Below are 17,966 nucleotides of genomic sequence, written 5' to 3'. Positions count from 1 at the left end.
AGGACGGCGGACATGGTGCGCGTCTCCTACGACTACGACCTGATGACCGTCCTCGCACGCCATCTGTGGCACCTCCGCGACGAGCTGGACGTCACCTCGCAGACGGACAAGACGTTCGCCCCCGGGGACATCGGCCCCCGCCGGGAGACGGCCGAGGCCCTGGAGGAGTTCTACGGGGCCTGGAAGAAGTCGTTCCAGGAGGGCTGGCAGGTCATGACCGACCTCGGCAACCTCCTCGACCGGGCCGGCAAGGCCTTCTACGACCAGGACGCCGCCCAGGCCGCCGGCGCCGCCCAGCAGGTCACCGCACAGGTCCGCGGCGAGGCGACCCGGCAGAACGAGATACGCAAGCAGACGCTGGACGGCAAGCGGCGCGAGGCGTTGGCCCGCCGTCTGGAGATCGGCTACCAGAGGGAACAGGAGCGCCTGAAGAAGCAACAGGCCGCCCTCGTCGAGAAGCGCGACAGGCTCGACGAGCAGGCCGCGGCCCAGGAGAAGCGGCAGCTGGAGCTCAACAGGGAACAGGAGGAACTCGCCGCGAAGCGCGAGCCCCTGATGAGGCAGCAGGACGAACTCCAGGCCAGGCAGCGGCAGCTCTGGCAGGAGCAGAAGGAACTCCTCGAGGAGCGCGAGGAGAAGCTCCGGGCGCGACGGGACGAACTGCAGAAGGACTCCGAGGCCCTGCGCGCGGAACAGGAGCCCCTGATCAAGCGGCAGGAGGAGCTCCAGCGCAAGCAGCAGCAGCTGTGGGCGGACGCGAAGGCCCTGCGCGCCGAGCAGGACGCGGCGACGGAGAAGAAGGTCACCGCCCTCGAACAGGAGCAGAAGGCCTACGACGCCAAGCAGGACGCCCTTCAGGAGAGGCGGGAGGCCCTCTGGCAGGAGCGGCGGGCCCTGCTGGCCGAGGAGGGCGTCACCCAGGCCGACCTCGACGCCTGGCAGCGTCGGCAGGACGCCCTCGACAAGGAGCGGGATGCCCTGTGGGAGTCGGAGGGCAAGCGCCTGGAGGCGCGCTGGGACGCCCTGGAGCAGGAGCAGCGCGACCAGCAGCAGGCGTTCGATCCGTTGGACGAGCGGCAGAAGGAGATCGACGCCGAGCGTGACGCGCTGGCCGCCGACCAGAAGCCCCTCTCCGAGCGGCAGGACGAGCTGCAGCAGAAGCAGAAGGACCTCTGGGCCCTGGAGAAGTCCACCCAGCAGGAGGTCGAGGACACCATGGACGGGAAGCAGGGCGAGCTCGACGCCGACCGCGCCGACCTCCAGTCGCGGCTGGACCCCCTGGACCGGGAGTCGAACGACCTCCAGAACCGCCAGAAGGAGCTGTGGGACGAGGAGTCCGACACCGAGGACGCGCAGACCGCGCTGACCGAGGAGGAGAAGCCCCTCCAGCAGCGGCAGCAGGACCTCCAGGACGGCTTCGGCGACCGGCTCGACGAGATCCGCGACCGGGACTTCGACAAGGACGAGGACCTCAGCCAGCTCCGGGGCATGCGGGGCGAGCTGGACGACCTGCCCCCCGAGGCGTTCGTGCCCACGGGCTACACGATCACGGACGAGAACAACACGACCACGGTGTCGTTCCAGCTCGACGAGAACGGTGAGATCAAGGTCGACGCGAACGGCGACCCGGTCGAGACGACCACCACCGTCACCAACAAGAACACGGGCCTGTCGTACACGGAGACGTACCATCCGCTCTCCACCGACGGCGACTCGGTGACGACGATCCGCAGCTCCGACGGCACCGTCACCAAGGTCTACACGGCCGTCGAGGCCGACGGGTCCGGGACCCGTTACGTCACCGACGCCACCGGCCGGGACACCCAGCAGATCTGGGGCAAGACGGCCGACGGCGACTGGGTGTTGCGGTTGGACAAGGAGACCTATCTGGAGTCGGAGGCCGGCAAGGAGGACCCCCAGCAGTTCCTGGACAGGCCTCCCGCGTACCTCACGGTGGAGAACCCGGTCGTCGACGCGGACGGCCGCCCCTCCGGCGACACGTCCTCCCCGGGGACGACGACCCGGCTGCAGGACGGGGTCACGCGGACGGACTACACGGAACCGGACGGCTCCGTGCTGAAGGTCGTCACCAACGAGAACACGGGACAGCGCTTCGTGGCCGCAGAGAACAACGAGATCCAGGAGGTCTGGCAGCGGCGCGCGGACGGGACCTGGTACTTGCGGGAGTCCGTCACCCAGCACGAGCGTTACGGCGACGAACCGCCCCTGGGGGCGCTCGGCGAGAACTGGCGCTGACCCCCCTCGCGGGCGCCGCCACGCCCCGCCCCGAAGCTCCCGCGCGCCCCTCCGGCGCTGCCGGGTCCGTCAACAGAGAACGAGGTGCACCATGCCGAAGAACGTCATCGACGACGAGGAAGTCGAGAGCACGGCCAAGAAGCTCGACTCCGCCGTCAGCGACACCCTGGTCCCCCAGCTGTCCTCGCTGCAGGCCGATGTGGAGAACCTGCTCCAGGGCGGCCTGCTGCTGACGGCCACCAGCCCGAAGATGCAGACCTCCTACGCCAACTTCAACAAGTCGTTGACGGAGGCAGTGAACAACATCACGCAGTTCTCCAAGCAGTTCCGTGACATCTGCAACGCGGTGAACAACCTCGACGCGCAGATCGCGGGCGGCATCCCCAGCTGATCGACCCCGAAGCAGGGTGTCGGCCCCCTCAACTCCCCCTCCGCCGACCCCCTTTGGGCAGGGGCGCCGGTCCTTCCCCCGGACCGGCGCCCCTGTCGCTTCTCACCCGACGGTTCGACGGATCGAACCGTCGGACGTCGTCCTTTCTCCAGGTCATCCACCAGGAATGTTTCCTTCTCGTCAGTAACCTCAGGTTCTTCTCAGGAACTCTTGAAACATCGGGAAGCGCTCATAGACTCCAAACGGAACCTCACCTTCCACCCATGAACCGTGAGGTCACCCGGGTACCCGTGCTCAGCCCTTGCCCAGCCAACGCCGCCGCCGCGGCGCCCGACCGGACCGGCTCAGAGACCCATGCCGGCCCTGGGGGAACCTATGAGAACGCCTACGCCCAGCTCCGCCGTGTCCGGGAGCACCCCGGATACCGGCGAGGCCTCGCCCGCCTCCTGCGACGGTTCCGTTCGCAAACTCTATGACGAGCACCACGGCCCCTTGCTGCGTTATGTGTCCAGCCTCATCCGGGGTGACCGCGCGCGGGCCGAGGACTTCGTCCAGGAGACCCTGGTCCGCGCCTGGTTGAGCACCGGGAGCCAGCCCCCCGGCTGGTCGCCGTCCCGGGCCTGGCTGATGAGGGTGGCGCACAACCTGGTGATCGACTGGTCCCGCCGCGAGCGGGTGCACACCGACATCCAGCACGAACACAGCCTGGACCGACACCTCGAACCGGTGGACCCGATGAGCCAGGCCGTCCAGCGCCGCTTCATGGTCCACGCCCTCTCCCGGCTCTCGCACCCCCACCGCGAGGTCCTCTTCTACGTCTACGTCCTCGGCTGCACCGGTACCGACGCGGCGGACGCCCTGGGCATCCCCCCGGGCACCGTCAAGTCCCGCACCCACCACGCGCTGCGGGAACTGCGCCGCAGGCACCCCGAAGACGCCCTGGCGGCGGCATGACCGGGCCCGTCGTGACCGGCGCCCACCTGACGGCACACGGGCGGCTGGTCGCGATCGGCAAGCCCGGCGACTCGGTGCTCACCGTCGTCATCGTCGCCGCGGTCGTCCTCATCCTGCTCGTCCTGCTGCTGCGGCACCTGATCCGCAAGCGGGGCGGCTGGCGCCGGTTCCGGCGGAGCGTCGGCCGGGAACTGACGCTCACCCGACGCGCCTTCGGCGAGCCGCTGCGCGCCTACCGCCGCCACCGCCGAGGCGTCCGCGCCCTGGCCCGGCAACTCTCCGACCCACGCGGCGGACTGCTTGTACGACGGCTGTTCGACGCGGCGGCGGCCGCCCTCGCGGACGTCCCCGGCGCCCTGGCGCACGCCGTGCGCCTCGAACCCGGCTGGGCCTGCGTGCAGATCGCCGCCCGCCGGCTGCCGGAACCGCCCGCGCCCTGGGAGGCCGCCGTCGAGCCCGGACCGCAGCGCTGGGAGCTGCCGCTGGACGAGGCGGACGCGCTGCCGCCGGGCCGCACCCGGGCCGGCGCGGTCCGACCGCTGCCGGTCGCCGTCGGCATGGCGGACGACGCCTGCGTCCACGTCGACCTCGCCGCCGGACCACGGCTGATCACCGTCGAGGGCGACACCACCGCCCGCGCCCTGCTGTTCCAGGCACTCGCCGCCCAGCTGGACCGGCCCGGCAGCGGGGCCTCGGTCGTCGTCGCGGACGGCGTCCATCCGCAGCACCGGGGCCGACGCCTCGACGCGCTGCTGACGGAGCTGGAGACGGCGCCCGGCCCGGGCGGTACGGGCGCCGCCGAGACAGCCGGGGTCCGGGAGCCCGAGGAGATCGGGGAGCAGGGCCGCGCCGCCACCACGGTGGTCGTCTGCGCCGCCCCCACCCCGGACCAGGCCCGCAGGCTCGGCGCCCTCGCCGCTTCCGGTGCCGTCGTCGGTCTGGTCGACGGCCGGGTCGCGGGGCACGCCTGGACCCTCCGGGTGGACGGCCGCGGCCGGGTGACCGCGCCGGAGCTGGACCTGGACGCCGACTCGGGCCCCCTGGGCCGCGCCGTCGTGGCGGCCGTCCGCGCCGACCGGCGCCGCTTGCGCCGAGAGTCGCCGACGGGCCGCCCGCGCGCGAGCCGCCTTGAGGAGCCCCGCCCCGATCTCCTGGAAGAGGCCAGCCCCTTGCAGGAACACCCGGCGGACCCCACCATCGCGACCGCCACCACCACCGCCACCGCCCTCCTCGCCGAGCCGGCCACCGCCCGCGACCGCCCCACGGCGGCCTCCTCCACCACGAGGGACGACTGACGACGGGGCCTGCCCCCACCACCCCCCAGCCCCCGAACCACCCGCAAGGGGAGAAGTGAAACTCCTCATCACCACGATCGACGGCGGCGACTCCCGCGACGTCCAGGACGTTCTGCTCACCGCGTCCGGCAGCACCCCCGTCGAGGACGTCGCCGCGCACCTGGCCCGGCTGCGCGCCGGGGACGCCGACGAGACCTCCGGCCCGTTCCCCGCGTCCGGCCCGGCCCCCGCCTGCTTCCTGGGCGCCGAGCCCCTCGCACCGGGCACGCCGCTGCGCGACACACGCCTCATGGACGGCAGCGTCGTCGCCCTGGGCGCCCCCCGGTCTCCGGCCGTCACCCCGTACGGCCCCGAGCGCGACGCGATGCCGCAGCCACACCGGCCGGACCACGCCCCCGTGGTCGAACTCCAGGTGGTGGGCGGCCCCGACGCCGGACGCGTGTACCCCCTCGGCCTCGGCACCCACGGCATCGGCCCCCTGGAGGACGCCGCCGTGCCCCTCGAAGGCCGGGGCCTGCCGTCCGAGGGCATCCGGGTGACCGTGCGCCCGGACGGCTCGGCCGTCGTGGAACTCCGCGAGGGCGGGCCCGCGCGGCTGTCCGTCCCGGAGCCGCCGGAGCACCGGGGACGGCCCGACACCCCGCTGCTGCCCCTCGCCGAACAGGACGAACAGGACGAGGAGGACGGGGAGGGGAAGACCGGCGGGCCCGAGGAGGACGCCGAGGGCCCGGCACTCCCCGAGGGCTGGCAGCCGTGGGCCGTCGGGGCCGAGTTGTCGGTCGGCGAGTATCTGCTGCGGCTGACCGAGCCGACCCCGAGGGACGCCGCCGTGGTGCCGTCCGAGGGCGGCGGCGGCCTCGACTACAACCGGCCGCCGCGCATCCTGCCCCATCTGGCACCCGAGCGGTTCCGGCTGCCCGGCCCGCCCGACCCCCCGGCCCGCAGACCGATCCCGCTGATGGTCTCGCTCGCCCCGATGGTCTTCGGCGTGGCCATGATGCTGTTCTGGAACTCGTACTTCTATCTGATCTTCATGTTCCTCTCGCCGGTGCTGATGGCGGCGAACTACCTCAGCGGACGACGCCAGGCCCGCAAGGACTACGAGGAACGGTCCCGCGTCTACCGGCAGCGCCGGGCCTCCCTGGAGGACGACGTCCGCGAGAAGGTCGCCGGCGAGCGGCGGCTGCGCACCGAGAGCGCGCCCGACCCGGCGGTCGCCGGACTGTGGGCGGTCGGCCCCGGCCGACGGCTCTGGGAGCGCCGGCGCGGCGACCCGGACCACCTCGCCCTGCGCATCGGCACCGCCCCCCAGCCGTCGCTGCTCGGCATCGACGACACGGCCCGCGAGGACAACCACACCGCCGTCCACTGGACCATCCCGGACGCCCCCGTCAGCGTCGGCCTGGTCGACAGCGGCGTGGTCGGACTGGCCGGAGCGCCCGGACCCGTGCAGGCGCTGGCCCGCTGGATGACGGCCCAGGCGGCCATCCTGCACACCCCGCGCGACCTGCGGATCGTCATCCTCACCGACAAGGGCTCCGAGGACTCCTGGAACTGGGCACGCTGGCTGCCCCACTCCCGCGACGGCCTGCCCGGCACCCGCGGCGGTGCCGTCACCCTCATCGGCAACGACCCCGAGACGGTCGCCAACCGCGTCGCCGAACTGGTCTCCACCCTGCGCACCCGCCAGCGGGCGGCCGAGTCCACCATGAGCAAGGCGCTGCTGAGCGAGCCCGACGTCCTGGTGGTGATGGACGGCGCCCGTCGGCTGCGTGACGTACCGGGCGTGGTCGCGATCCTCAAGGAGGGCCCCGGCGTCCGGATCTTCCCGCTCTGCCTGGACCAGGAGGAACGGCTCCTGCCGGAGGAGTGCACCGCCGTCGTCCGCCACGAGGACCACCGGCTGACCCTGCGCCGCACCGGGCGGCCCGACATCGCCGACATCCGCCCCGACCTGGTCGAGCCCGACTGGTGCGAGCGCGCGGCCCGGGGCATCGCCCCCATCCGTGACGTCACCCCGGACGCCTCCGAGGGCCTGCCCGGCGAGGTGGGGCTGCTGGAACTCCTCGGACTGCCGCAGCCGGACGCCGAACTGATCACCGCCCGCTGGTCCCGCCGCCCGGCCTCCACCGGTGTCCTGCTGGGCGCCGGTTACGACGGACCGGTCGCCTTCGACCTGGTCAAGGACGGGCCGCACGGACTCGTCGCCGGTACCACCGGCTCCGGCAAGTCCGAACTGCTGCAGACCTTCGTGGCCTCCCTCGCCACGATGAACCGTCCCGACGAACTCACCTTCGTCCTCGTCGACTACAAGGGCGGCAGCGCCTTCAAGGACTGCGTCGACCTGCCCCACACCCTCGGCATGGTCACCGACCTCGACAGCCACCTCGTGCAGCGCGCGCTCACCTCGCTGTCCGCCGAACTCACCCGCCGCGAGCACATCCTGGCCGAGGCGGGAGCCAAGGACCTGCCCGAGTACCAGGGCATGCGCCGCCGGACCCCCGAACTGGCGCCCGTGCCCCGGCTGGTGATCGTCATCGACGAGTTCGCCACCCTCTTCCGGGAGATCCCCGACTTCATCCCCGGCCTGGTCGGCATCGCCCAGCGCGGCCGCTCCCTCGGCATCCATCTGATCCTGGCCACCCAGCGCCCCGCCGGAGTCGTCAACTCCGACATCCGGGCCAACACCAACCTGCGCATCGCGCTCCGGGTCACCGACTCCTCGGAGAGCATGGACGTCATCGACACCAAGGACGCCGTCAGCATCTCGCCGGCGACCCCCGGCCGCGCCCTCGCCCGGCTCGGCCACGGCACCGTCGTCCCCTTCCAGACCGCGTACGCGGGCACCCCCAGGCCCGTCGCCGAACCGTCCGCCGAGACCCGGGCCCGCCAGGAGCGGCAGGCCGCCGAGCAGGCCCGGATCTGGGGCACCCCGCTCCACTGGCAGCGCCTCGGCCGAGCCGTCGCCCGGCCCGGAACCCCCGAGGGGCAGCAGGACACGGACCCGTCGGACCCGATGGCCGATGAAGCCCCCACCGACCTCAACGCCCTGGTGGAGGCCCTGTCCGAGGCGGCTCGGCTCGCCGACTGTGTGCCACAGCCCAGCCCCTGGCTGCCCGCGCTCGGCCAGCAGGTACTGATCGACGACCTGCCCCAGCCGGACGAGCCCGGCGGCGCCCGGCCGGCCCCGGTCTCCTGGGCCCTGTCGGACATCCCCGAGGCCCAGGCGCAGCTGCCGGTCCGGCTGGACCTCGCCGAGTTCGGACACCTGTACGTCGTCGGTGTCCCGCGCTCCGGCCGCTCCCAGGTGCTGCGCACCATGGCCGGAGCCCTGGCCCGCGCCCACTCCAGTGCCGACGTCCACCTCTACGGCATCGACTTCGCCGGTGGCGCGCTCACCGCGCTGGGCGTGCTCCCGAACACCGGAGCCGTGGTCCCCCGTGGTGACATCGAGCGCCTGGAGCGCCTGTTCGCCAGGCTCGACACGGATCTGGAGCGCCGTCAGGAACTGCTCACCCGGCACCACGCCGGCAACCTCACCGAACTGCGTGAAGTGGTCGCCGCCGGGGAGCGCCCGGCCCACGTCATGCTGTTCATCGACGGCTGGGACGCCCTGATCGAGGCCGTCGCCGACCACAACGGCGGACGCCTGGTCGAACAGGTCAACCGGCTCCTGCGGGAAGGAGCCGCGGCGGGCATCCACCTCGTCGCCACCTCCGAACGCGCCCTGCTGTCCGGCCGGGCCACCGCCCTCAACGACAACAAACTGCTGCTGCGGCTGAACGACCGCACCGACTACCACGCCGTCGGCAAGCGCGCCCGCGACATCCCCGACCTGGTCCTCCCCGGCCGCGGCTTCACCTCCGACGGCGGCACCGAGATCCAGGTCGCCCTGCTCGCCCCCGGCGCCTCCGGCCAGGAGCAGGCCGAGGCACTGCGCCGGATCGGCGCCGAGGCCACCCGCCGCGACGCCGGCCTCCCGGCCGACCGCCGCCCCGCCCGCATCGGCACCCTGCCGGTGAAGGTCACGTTCACCGACGCCTACGAGAAGGTGGGGCAGGAGCTCCGCCGGCCGATGTGGGGCCTGCTGGGTCTCGGTGGCGACGACGTCTCCCCGGTCGGCGTCGACTTCGCGGAGACCTCGCCCGCCTTCTCGGTCGTCGGCCCGCCCGGCTCCGGCCGCAGCACGACCCTGGCCGCCCTGGCCGTCTCCCTGCTGGCCTCCGGCACCCGTCTGGTGATCCTCGCCCCGCGCGAGTCGCCTCTGCGGACGCTGGGCACCCACCCCGGCGTACGGCTGATCACCGCGACCGAACCCACGGTCGAGGAGTTCACCGAGGCCCTGGAGGCCGGCGGCGGACCCCGGGTGGTCATGGTGGACGACGCCGACCTGTTCGTCCTGCCGGACATCGACCAGAACCTGCGCTCCATGGCCCAGTCCGGCCGGGACCACGGCATCGGCGTCGTCGTTGCGGCCACCGCCGAGACCATGACCGGCGCGATGGGCTGGCTGAGCGCCCTGAAACGGCACCGCAAGGGCGTCCTCCTCGGCCCGCAGAGCATCCTGGAGGGCGACTTCGTCGGGGCCCGCCTCGCCCACGCCCACCTGCGCGGCCGCAAGCCCGGCCGGGGCCTCACCGTCGACCAGCGCACCGGCGAACTGATCAACGTGCAGATCCCGGAGACCGTCCTCGACGCGGAGCACTGAGACCGCGGCGCCTGGGGACGAGGGCTCCCCGGGCGCTGCCTTAGGCTTACGGAGTGACCAACAGCAGCGACCGGAGTCAGGCAGTGGGCGTCAAGACATACGAAGTGCGTACTTATGGATGTCAGATGAACGTCCATGACTCCGAACGCCTCTCCGGTCTGCTGGAGGAGGCCGGATACGTCCGCGCACCCGAGGACGCGGGGGAGGGCAACGCCGACGTCGTCGTCTTCAACACCTGCGCCGTCCGCGAGAACGCCGACAACCGCCTCTACGGCAACCTCGGCCGCCTCGCCCCGATGAAGACCGCCCGCCCCGGCATGCAGATCGCCGTCGGCGGCTGCCTGGCCCAGAAGGACCGGGACACCATCGTCAGGAAGGCGCCCTGGGTCGACGTCGTCTTCGGCACGCACAACATCGGCAAGCTGCCCGTCCTGCTGGAGCGCGCCCGCGTCCAGGACGAGGCCCAGGTCGAGATCGCCGAGTCCCTGGAGGCCTTCCCCTCCACGCTGCCGACCCGCCGCGAGAGCGCCTACGCCGCCTGGGTCTCGATCTCCGTCGGCTGCAACAACACCTGCACGTTCTGCATCGTCCCGGCCCTGCGCGGCAAGGAGAAGGACCGCCGCACCGGCGACATCCTCGCCGAGATCGAGGCCCTGGTCGGCGAGGGCGTCTCCGAGATCACCCTGCTCGGCCAGAACGTGAACGCGTACGGCTCCGACATCGGCGACCGTGAGGCGTTCAGCAAGCTGCTGCGGGCCTGCGGGCGGATCGAGGGCCTGGAGCGCGTCCGCTTCACCTCCCCGCACCCCCGCGACTTCACCGACGACGTGATCGCGGCCATGGCCGAGACGCCGAACGTGATGCCGCAGCTGCACATGCCGCTCCAGTCCGGCTCGGACACGGTCCTGAAGGCCATGCGCCGCTCCTACCGCCAGGAGCGCTACCTCGGGATCATCGAGAAGGTCCGCGCGTCCATCCCGCACGCGGCCATCACCACCGACATCATCGTGGGCTTCCCCGGCGAGACCGAGGAGGACTTCGAGCAGACCATGCACGTGGTCCGCGAGGCCCGCTTCACCCAGGCGTTCACCTTCCAGTACTCCAAGCGCCCCGGCACCCCGGCCGCCACCATGGAGGACCAGATCCCCAAGGAGGTCGTCCAGAAGCGCTACGAGCGCCTCGTCGCCCTCCAGGAGGAGATCTCCTGGGAGGAGAACAAGAAGCAGGTCGGCCGCACCCTGGAGCTGATGGTCGCCGAGGGCGAGGGCCGCAAGGACGGCGCCACACACCGGCTCTCCGGCCGGGCCCCCGACAACCGCCTGGTCCACTTCACCAAGCCGGATCAGGAGGTCCGCCCCGGCGACGTGGTGACCGTCGAGATCACGTACGCCGCGCCGCACCACCTGCTGGCCGAGGGCGCCGTCCTGGACGTACGGCGGACCCGGTCGGGCGACGCCTGGGAGAAGCGTCAGGCCCTTCCGGCGGAGAAGCCGGGCGGGGTGCTGCTGGGGCTGCCGAAGATCGGGGTTCCGGAGCCGCTGCCGGCGGCGACCGCCGGTGGGTGCGGGGTTCCTCAGTAGCGGGATTCTTCGGTAGCGGGCTTTCTCAGCAGCGAGTTCCGCTCGGTCGTGACGGTTGTTCGCGGGCTGCCGGTGCGCGGGTTGTTCGCGCGGTTCCCCGCGCCCCTGAAGGGGCCGCCCCTGGGCTGCGGAAGTACCCTGCGCCTCATGCTTGTCGCCGCCGCCGTCTGCCCCTGTCCACCCCTGCTCGTGCCCGAGGTGGCCGCCGGGGCCGCGCCCGAGCTGGACACGGCGCGGGACGCGTGCGCGGACGCGCTCGGAGTGCTCGCCGCCGCCCGGCCCGACCGGCTGGTGGTCGTGGGCCCCGCCGGGCGCGACGCGTCGTATCCGGAAGGCTCGGGCGGCTCGTTCCGGGGCTTCGGCGTGGACCTCGACGTCCGCCTCGGACGCGGGGGGAACGGCGACACGACGGCCCTGCCCGCCTCGCTCGCCGTCGCCGCCTGGCTGCTCGACCGCACGAACTGGGCCGACGCCCCGCTGGAAGGGCTCGGGGTGGCGGAACCGACCGCCGTCGAGCGGTGTACCCAAGTGGGACGGCAGGTCGCCGGGGCGGCCGAGCGGGTGGCTCTGCTGGTGATGGGTGACGCCAGCGCGTGCCGCACGCTCAAGGCCCCCGGGTACCTGGACGACCGCGCGGCCGGTTTCGACGCGGGGGTCGCGCGTGCGCTCGCCGACGCCGACATCGAGGCGCTGAAGACGCTGGACACCGGGCTGGCCCGCGAGCTGCGGGCCTCCGGGCGCGCCCCCTGGCAGATCCTCGCGGGCGCCGCCGAAGGCTCGGGCCTGGCCGGCAGCCTGCTCTACGACGACGCCCCGTACGGCGTGGGTTACCTGGTCGCCGTCTGGTCGTAGAGCCGCACACGGCGGACGGCCGGGAGCACGAGGCTCCGCGGCCGTCCGACGAGATGCGCGTTCAGGAAGCCGGAGGCGGGGGTGTGGCGCCGCCACCCGGAGGCGGGGGCGTGTGACCGTCCTCGTGGTGCGCGAGTCGGTCCATGGCGTGCTTGGCCCTGCCCGTGCCCGACTGGATCTTGTCGCTGTACTTGCCCTTGGTCTTCCTGTCGACCGTGTGAGCGGCCCTGTCGAGGCCGTGGTGGATCTTGCCCTCGTGCTTCTGAGCGAGGTGCGAGACCTTGTCCTTGGCCGGGGAGAGTTTGGACTTCAAATTATGCAGCAGACCCATGATTCACCTTCCCGCGCGGGCAGTCACTTGCGGGCGTTCTCACTGGACTCGTTGTCCGCCGCCTGATCGGCCGTCTGCTGCTTGGGGATCTCCACGTCGTCCGCCGCGTCGACGGCCTCCGCCGCCGGCTCGGCCGCGTCGCCCTCCGCCTCGGCCTCGGCCGTGCTCCCGGCCTCCGGCCGGGCGGCCTCGGTGGTTCCCTTCGCTTCCTCCGGCTCCTCCGCCTCCGTCTCGGCGTCCGGCTCGGGCGCCGTCACGGCGGCCTCTTCCGCGTCCTTCGCCTTACGACGGAACAGTGAAAAAACGCCCATATCAACCTCAATGCTAATCATGCGGGTTAATTCCCGCCCTCTCCCGGAGCGTCCGATTGCGTCATCCGGGTCGCCGGCACTCGAAACCGGCGCTGCGAACACGCAACACGCAACGACTCCGGCTCCCCCGCGTCACGTAGCTCGTTAGAGAACGGGCCCCGACATTTGCGAGACTGGGTCGGTGAGCAACGCAGTTCCCTCCCCACGGGTCATCGCCGTCGTCGGACCGACCGCGGCCGGCAAGTCCGATCTGGGCGTCTTTCTGGCCCAGCGCCTCGGCGGCGAGGTCGTCAACGCCGACTCCATGCAGCTCTACCGGGGGATGGACATCGGCACCGCCAAGCTGACCCCCGAGGAGCGCGACGGAGTCCCGCACCACCTCCTGGACATCTGGGAGGTGACGGCCGCCGCCAGCGTCGCCGAGTACCAGCGGCTCGCCCGCGCCCGGATCGACGCCCTGCTCGCCGACGGCCGCTGGCCGATCCTGGTGGGCGGCTCCGGGCTGTACGTCCGGGGAGCCGTCGACAACCTGGAGTTCCCCGGCACCGACCCCGAGATCCGCGCCCGCCTGGAGGAGGAGCTGACGTTGCGCGGCTCCGGCGCGCTGCACGCCCGGCTCGCCGCCGCCGACCCCGAGGCCGCCGAGGCGATCCTGCCCAGCAACGGCCGCCGCATCGTCCGCGCCCTCGAAGTGATCGAGATCACCGGAAAGCCGTTCACGGCGAACCTGCCGGGCCATGACGCGGTCTACGACACCGTCCAGATCGGCGTCGACGTGGCGCGGCCCGAACTCGACGAGCGCATCGCCCGCCGGGTCGACCGCATGTGGGACGCCGGACTGGTCGAAGAAGTGCGCGCACTGGAGGCGCAGGGGTTGCGCGAGGGGCGTACGGCGTCGCGCGCGCTCGGCTACCAGCAGGTCCTCGCGGCACTCGCCGGGCGGTGCACCCTGGACGAGGCGCGTGCGGAGACCGTGCGGGCCACCAAGCGCTTCGCGCGCCGCCAGGATTCATGGTTCAGACGCGACCCGCGGGTGCATTGGCTCAAGGGGGGTCTCGCCGACCTGACGGAACTCCCGCAGCTCGCACTGGCGTTGGTCGAACGACCGGTCACAGCCTGATCACGTCATGGCATCGGGTCGCCCCGGCGGTCATCCCGGCCTCCGGGGGCGTGCCATCATCGAGCTTCGATCGACCAAGTGGAGTCCGAGTTGGGAGGGCGCGTGGCGATGGAGGCCGGCCCTCGCGACACCGCACAAAGCACGGAGCAGGGCACCGCGCAGGACGCGGACCAGCTGGTTACCGAGGGGTACACACTGGATTCCGAAGGTGATCCGCTGAGCCCCGACGGTCCGGAGGACCAGACCCCCGACGGCGTCAGCGACGACGGCCCGGAACCGGACGAGATGTCCGGTCCGGAGGTGGAGGTCGAGCTGCGCCCCCAGCGCAGGCTGCGCCTCTGGCAGCTCGCCCCGATCGTGGGCCTCGCCGCGGTCGGCTCCCTGATGTTCGCCTTCCCGCTCGCCTTCGAGTTCGGGGACGGCGGCGCCGTGGTCGCCATGCTCGGACTGCTGATCTGCGCCACCGCGGCCGGCTGGGGCATGATGGCCGCCCGCCGGGTCGGTTACACGTGGCCCGGCCTGCCCGCCCGCGGCTCCGGCCGCCGCCCGGACTGGCGCCTCGTCCTCGCCTACGCCCTGGTCGTGGCAGCGGTGGCCTTCCTGGCCGTCTGGCGAGTGGCCCGACTCCGCTAGAGCCCCGCCCACGGAGCGCCCCGTCAGGGGCGCGGGGAACTGCGCGACCGGCCACGAACAGACCCGCGCGCGGACCCTCCACCCGCAAGCTCTCCCGTCGGCGCCCCGCCGGAGCGCTCCCGTACGATCGAGGAATGAGCACGCGGATCGCCTTCCTCAAGGGTCACGGGACCGAGAACGACTTCGTGATCGTCCCGGACCCCGAGAACGCCATCGATCTCCCCCCGGCCGCCGTCGCCGCCCTGTGCGACCGCCGCGCGGGCATCGGAGGTGACGGCGTGCTGCACGTCGTCCGCTCCGCCGCGCATCCCGAGGCGAAGGAACTGGCCGCCGAGGCGGAGTGGTTCATGGACTACCGCAACGGCGACGGGTCGATCGCCGAGATGTGCGGAAACGGCGTCCGCGTCTTCGCGCGCTACCTCCTGCACGCCGGGCACGTCGCCGAGGGCGACCTCACCGTCGCCACGCGCGGGGGCGTGAAGAAGGTCCACATCGACAAGGACGGTGACGTCACCGTCGGCATGGGCCGCGCCCGCCTCCCCGAGGGGGACGTGACCGTGAGCGTCGGCGAGCGCAGCTGGCCCGCGCGCAACGTCAACATGGGCAACCCGCACGCGGTGGCGTTCGTCGGCGACCTCGCGCACGCCGGCGACCTGCACGCCCCGCCGCCCTTCAGCCCCGCCTCCGCCTACCCGGACGGCGTGAACGTCGAGTTCGTCGTCGACCGGGGCCCTGGGCACGTGGCGATGCGGGTGCACGAGCGCGGCTCCGGCGAGACCCGTTCCTGCGGCACCGGCGCGTGCGCCGTCGCCGTGGCCGCCGCCCGACGCGACGGCGCCGACCCGGCGGTTACGGGCGCCCCGGCGACCTACACCGTCGATGTGCCCGGCGGCACCCTGGTGATCACCGAACGGCCCGACGGCGAGATCGAGATGACCGGCCCCGCCGTGATCGTCGCCGAGGGCGAGATCGATGCCAACTGGCTGGAAAACGCGGCGCGTTGAAGTGTGGTAGGGCTTGGTATGGCGGTGTTCGCGGCGCGAACACCGTGAAGATCCAAGCCCGCCACGCGTCCAGGGGTGCGAATCCATGGCCCACTCCGGTGGGGTGGCCCGAAAACGCAAACCTCGGAACCATCGCTCGAATGGGTGATCCGTTTCACGCTCGGCGAGAGGCGGTCGGACGGGCGTGATGGGCTCGGTAGCATCAAGCACCGGCACGGACGGGGGAACGACACGATCCCTTGAGCCGCCGCACGCCCTGGGGCACCCGTCCGCCGGTCCACGCAGCCGGAGGTGCCCATGAGCGCGGAGGCCACGAACCCCGCCGTATCGCCCGCCCCTGCGCCGCCACCAGCGCTCCGCAGGAAGGGCCGACCCCGTATCGACCTGCGCCGTCTGGGCCGCGCCGCACTCCTGGGCCCGACGGCCCGCGACCGGTTGCCCGACGCGATCAGCCATGTCGCCGAGGCGCACCGCGCCCACCACCCCGACGCCGACCTGGAGCCGTTGCGCCGGGCGTACGTCCTCGCCGAGTCCTCGCACCGCGGTCAGATGCGCAAGAGCGGTGAGCCGTACATCACCCACCCGCTCGCCGTGACGCTGATCCTCGCCGAACTCGGCGCGGAGACCACGACCCTGACGGCCTCTCTGCTCCACGACACCGTCGAGGACACCGATGTGACCCTCGATCAGGTGCGCGAGGAGTTCGGCGCCGAGGTGTGCTTCATCGTCGACGGCGTCACCAAGCTGGAGAAGGTCGACTACGGCGCCGCCGCCGAACCCGAGACCTTCCGCAAGATGCTCGTCGCCACCGGCAACGACGTCCGCGTGATGTCGATCAAACTCGCCGACCGGCTGCACAACATGCGCACCCTCGGCGTGATGCGCCCCGAGAAGCAGGAACGCATCGCCAAGGTCACCCGGGACGTCCTGATCCCCCTCGCCGAACGACTCGGCGTGCAGGCGCTCAAAACGGAGCTGGAGGACCTCGTCTTCGCGATCCTCCACCCCGAGGAGTACGCCCACACCCGTGGCCTCATCGCGGACAACGCCGCACAGGAGAGCGACCCGCTCGCCGAGATCGCCGACGAGGTACGCGGCGTGCTGCGCGAGGCGGGCATCCAGGCCGAAGTCCTCATCAGGCCACGCCACTTCGTCTCCCTGCACCGCGTCTCCCGAAAACGCGGACGGCTGCGCGGCACCGACTTCGGCCGGATCCTGGTCCTCGTCGGCGAGGACGCCGACTGCTACGCCGTCCTCGGCGAGCTGCACACCTGCCTCACGCCCGTGGTCTCGGAGTTCAAGGACTTCATCGCCGTACCGAAGTTCAACCTGTACCAGTCGCTGCACACCGCCGTCGCGCGCGGTGACGGCCAGGTCGCCGAAATCCTCATCCGCACCCACCAGATGCACAAGGCCGCCGAGGCCGGCGTCGTGGCGCTCGGCAACCCGTACGCCGCCCCCGCCGAGGAACAACCCGACGGACGGCGGGCCGACGGCGAGGGCGAGCGCGTCGACCCCACCCGTCCCGGCTGGCTCTCCCGGCTCCTCGACTGGCAGGAGGCGGCCCCGGACGCCGACATGTTCTGGTCGACCCTGCGCGAGGACCTCGCCCAGGACCGGGAGATCACCGTGTTCCGCCCCGACGGGGGCACGTTGGGGCTCCCCGAGGGCGCCAGTTGCGTGGACGCGGCGTACGCGCAGTACGGCGAGGACGCCCACGCCTGTATCGGCGCCCGCGTCAACGGCCGTCTGGCGACGCTCAGCACGGTCCTGAAGGACGGCGACACCGTCCAGCTCCTGATGGGTCAGGACCCGGCCTCCGAGCCCTCCAGGGAGTGGTTGGAGCACGCCCACACGCCCGCCGCGCGCATCGCCATCCAGCGCTGGCTCGCCACCCACCCGTCACCCGCCACCGACGAGCAGGACGAACGCGACGGCGACCGCAAGGACGGGACCCCCGCCCCGCGCCCCGCCCTCGACGAGCCAGCCGCCACCTCCGACACCGCCGGCGCCGTGGTCGTCGCAGACAGGCCCGAGGCGACCGTCCGCCTCGCCCGCTGCTGCACCCCCGTACCGCCCGACGAGGTCACCGGGTTCGCCGTGCGCGGGGGAGTGGTGACCGTGCACCGCGTCGAATGCGCCGCCGTGACACGCATGAAGGGGCTGGGGCGCCCCGAGATCGACGTGCGCTGGGGCGACACCACCGAATTCCGGGTCACCCTCGTCGCCGAATCCTTCCAGCGCCCCCACCTGCTGGCCGACCTCACCGAGGCCATCGCCCTCGAAGGCGTCGACATCGTCACCGCCACCGTCGAACCCCCGACCCAGCAGCGCGTCCGCCACACCTACACGCTGCAACTCCCGGACGCCGCCCACCTCCCGGCCCTGATGCGCGCCATGCGGAACGTACCGGGCGTGTACGACGTGGGCCGCGCCCAGCACCAGACCGTGGCCGCGTACTGAGCGGACCGGGAGGGGCCGGGGCGGCTCGGCGGACGGCCGGGCCGCTCGTTCGGGTGGGCCCGCTGCGC

The 17,966-nt window shown here is 72.4% G+C and carries 13 protein-coding genes; 11 read left to right on the top strand and 2 right to left on the bottom strand.

All coding sequences use genetic code 11. The features are described 5' to 3' along the window. Positions 1-12: 12 nt before the first annotated feature. The 7 genes from ACZ9QC_RS10470 (at position 13) to ACZ9QC_RS10440 (ending at position 12,036) form a co-directional block, all read left to right on the top strand. The gene (locus ACZ9QC_RS10470; protein ID WP_472919921.1) at positions 13-2,256 is read left to right on the top strand and encodes a hypothetical protein; all 2,244 of its coding nucleotides are present in this window, start codon (positions 13-15) and stop codon (positions 2,254-2,256) included. Positions 2,257-2,347: 91 nt separating this feature from the next. Further along, positions 2,348-2,647, top strand: a complete 300-nt coding sequence (locus tag ACZ9QC_RS10465) for a hypothetical protein (RefSeq protein WP_467337179.1) — start codon at positions 2,348-2,350, stop codon at positions 2,645-2,647. Positions 2,648-3,001: 354 nt separating this feature from the next. Next, the gene (locus ACZ9QC_RS10460) at positions 3,002-3,601 is read left to right on the top strand and encodes a sigma-70 family RNA polymerase sigma factor (protein WP_472919920.1); all 600 of its coding nucleotides are present in this window, start codon (positions 3,002-3,004) and stop codon (positions 3,599-3,601) included. Continuing rightward, entirely contained in the window at positions 3,598-4,896 is a 1,299-nt protein-coding gene (locus ACZ9QC_RS10455) for a hypothetical protein (protein ID WP_472919919.1), read from the top strand. The genes ACZ9QC_RS10460 and ACZ9QC_RS10455 overlap by 4 nt, the downstream gene beginning before the upstream one ends. Before the next feature lie 55 nt (positions 4,897-4,951). Next, positions 4,952-9,604: an FtsK/SpoIIIE domain-containing protein gene (locus ACZ9QC_RS10450; RefSeq protein ID WP_472919918.1), complete on the top strand. Its 4,653-nt coding sequence runs from the start codon at positions 4,952-4,954 to the stop codon at positions 9,602-9,604. Positions 9,605-9,729: 125 nt separating this feature from the next. Continuing rightward, positions 9,730-11,184: a tRNA (N6-isopentenyl adenosine(37)-C2)-methylthiotransferase MiaB gene (miaB, locus tag ACZ9QC_RS10445; protein WP_472919917.1), complete on the top strand. Its 1,455-nt coding sequence runs from the start codon at positions 9,730-9,732 to the stop codon at positions 11,182-11,184. 147 nt (positions 11,185-11,331) lie between these two features. Further along, complete coding sequence (locus tag ACZ9QC_RS10440) at positions 11,332-12,036, top strand: class III extradiol dioxygenase subunit B-like domain-containing protein (RefSeq protein ID WP_472919916.1); 705 nt, start codon at positions 11,332-11,334, stop codon at positions 12,034-12,036. Positions 12,037-12,097: 61 nt separating this feature from the next. Here ACZ9QC_RS10440 and ACZ9QC_RS10435 read toward each other — a convergent pair whose 3' ends face one another. Continuing rightward, complete coding sequence (locus ACZ9QC_RS10435; RefSeq protein ID WP_472919915.1) at positions 12,098-12,367, bottom strand: antitoxin; 270 nt, start codon at positions 12,365-12,367, stop codon at positions 12,098-12,100. 23 nt (positions 12,368-12,390) lie between these two features. Continuing rightward, positions 12,391-12,678, bottom strand: a complete 288-nt coding sequence (locus tag ACZ9QC_RS10430) for a hypothetical protein (RefSeq protein WP_472919914.1) — start codon at positions 12,676-12,678, stop codon at positions 12,391-12,393. Positions 12,679-12,859: 181 nt separating this feature from the next. Here ACZ9QC_RS10430 and miaA point away from each other — a divergent pair, with 181 nt between their 5' ends. The 4 genes from miaA to ACZ9QC_RS10410 all read left to right on the top strand — a co-directional run bounded on the left by miaA (position 12,860) and on the right by ACZ9QC_RS10410 (position 17,898). Then, entirely contained in the window at positions 12,860-13,798 is a 939-nt protein-coding gene (gene miaA / locus ACZ9QC_RS10425; protein WP_472919913.1) for a tRNA (adenosine(37)-N6)-dimethylallyltransferase MiaA, read from the top strand. Between the two features lie 108 nt (positions 13,799-13,906). Further along, a complete protein-coding gene (locus ACZ9QC_RS10420; RefSeq protein ID WP_472921651.1) occupies positions 13,907-14,431 on the top strand; it encodes a hypothetical protein in 525 nt (174 codons plus the stop codon). Positions 14,432-14,565: 134 nt separating this feature from the next. Beyond that, positions 14,566-15,435, top strand: a complete 870-nt coding sequence (dapF, locus tag ACZ9QC_RS10415) for a diaminopimelate epimerase (protein WP_472919912.1) — start codon at positions 14,566-14,568, stop codon at positions 15,433-15,435. Positions 15,436-15,732: 297 nt separating this feature from the next. After that, positions 15,733-17,898: a RelA/SpoT family protein gene (locus ACZ9QC_RS10410; protein WP_472919911.1), complete on the top strand. Its 2,166-nt coding sequence runs from the start codon at positions 15,733-15,735 to the stop codon at positions 17,896-17,898. Positions 17,899-17,966 lie beyond the last annotated feature (68 nt).

The organism is Streptomyces sp. HUAS MS02 (assembly GCF_055702265.1).
This window is presented reverse-complemented; position numbering and strand designations above follow the sequence as displayed.